A 2,073-nucleotide genomic window follows, 5' to 3' on the forward strand; every position below is an offset into this window, starting at 1 on the left:
TGTTCCGCACCGAGCCGGACAAGGGACTCAACGGCCGTTCGCTGATCTATCCGCGCGGCAAGACGCTGGGCGGCTGTTCCAGCATCAACGGCATGATCTACATGCGCGGCCAGGCGCGGGATTACGATCACTGGGCCGAGGTGTCCGGCGACGACGAGTGGCGTTGGGAGCAGTGTCTGGCTGACTTCATGCGTCACGAGGATCACGCGCTACTGGATGACGGCGCCAGCAGTGATCCTGGGCAGCATGATTTCCACGGTCACGGCGGGGAATGGCGCGTCGAGCGTCAACGACTCAATTGGGAAATACTGGATGACTTCGCCATTGCGGCCGAGCAGGCCGGCATTCCGCGCACCAAGGACTTCAACCGTGGCAGCAATGAAGGGGTGGCCTATTTCGAGGTCAACCAGCGGGCGGGTTGGCGCTGGAACACGGCCAAGGCCTTCCTGCGCCCGGCGCTCAAGCGCAGCAACCTGACCCTGTGGCATTCCACCCAGGTCAATCGTCTGCTATTTGCGGGCGGCGAGCAGGGCATGGGGGCTGAAACACGGGCTGGCACAGGGGCGACGGACGCAGCGAAGCAAGCCTCCGATCTGCGCTGCACGGGGATACAGGTCGTGCGTGATGGCAAGGTCATCAACCTCTCGGCGAAGCGTGAGGTCGTGCTGTGTGCCGGCGCCATCGGCTCGCCACATCTGCTGCAGGTTTCGGGCGTCGGGCCCAGGGCATTGCTGGAGGAACATGGCGTCGAGGTAGTGAAGGACCTGCCCGGCGTCGGCGAGAACCTGCAGGACCACCTGCAGATCCGTTCAGTCTACAAGGTCACCAATGCCAAGACCCTGAACGCCATGGCCAGCACCTTGCTGGGCAAGATGGGCATCGGCATGCAGTACCTGTTCAAGCGTTCCGGGCCGATGAGCATGGCGCCGTCGCAGCTGGGGGCCTTCACGCGCAGCAGCGATGACTACGCCCACCCCAATATCCAGTATCACGTCCAGCCGCTGAGCCTCGAGGCCTTCGGGCAGCCGTTGCATCCCTTCCCGGCGATCACCGCGAGTGTCTGCAATCTCAACCCCACTAGCCGTGGCACGGTGCGTCTGCAGAGCGCCGACCCGCGTCAGGCCCCAGCGATCGCGCCCAACTATCTGAGCACCGATGAAGACCGCAAGGTCGCGGCCGATTCCCTGCGGGTCACGCGGCGTATCGCCTCCCAGCCAGCCTTTGCGCGCTACAAGCCCGAGGAGATCAAGCCGGGGGTCGAGTACCAGACTGATGAAGAGCTCGCCAGGCTCGCCGGCGATATCGGCACCACCATCTTCCATCCGGTGGGCACCACGCGGATGGGGCGCGCTGATGACCCGATGGCGGTGGTCGACAGCCGTCTGCGTGTGCGCGGCATCCAGGGGTTGCGGGTGGCAGATGCCGGCATCATGCCGACCATCGTCAGCGGCAATACCAACTCGCCGACCCTGATGATCGCGGAGAAAGCCGCTGGATGGATTCTGGAGTCAGCTGTCGGAGGAGACTGATACGAGGCCCTGCATGTCCCCAATGCGTCAGCCAGTGCTGATCGCTCAAGGCCGGCTTGTCTGACCCTGAGCCTGCAGGGGGTAGCTTCCAGAGCATGAGAAGTACTCAAGCGCTGAGCGTCTTATGACACGAGGTGAACGTCGAGGCTTCTGCGTGTGACGTTGGCGCATCGGCTGGCGAGACCCTCGCGAAGCAAGGAGCGGAAAGACTGCCGCGTCAGGTGCTGGCTTCTGCGTGACAGTCGCCGCTCATGAGCGCTTGAGACCCACAGGCCGCCGACATTGACGTGTCGGCGGCCTGTTCGCGTCTGGCGGAAACTTGGTCGAGGAAGGCGTTAAGAAGGTACGAGGGGGCGCGAGGATGTGAAGTGCGCAGTGCGAGATTAATGAATGAAATTCATGTTTGCATGAGAAAATACCGTGTCGCGATTCATGCTTTTCGCGGTTGCCGGGAAAGTATAATGCGCGTGGAATAAAAAATGTATAATGCCGCGCTCTTTTCATTACGAAAAATTATTGAATACAGCGAACTGCCCGAGCAAGA

1 protein-coding gene is annotated in these 2,073 nt (G+C 62.0%); it reads left to right on the top strand.

Annotated features, from left to right (window positions below; all coding sequences use genetic code 11):
- On the top strand, positions 1-1,529 hold a 1,529-nt coding region (locus tag AC4FAH_RS14710; protein ID WP_490246327.1), incomplete at its 5' end, for a GMC family oxidoreductase.
- Positions 1,530-2,073 lie beyond the last annotated feature (544 nt).

Source organism: Cobetia sp. (genome assembly GCF_983723665.1).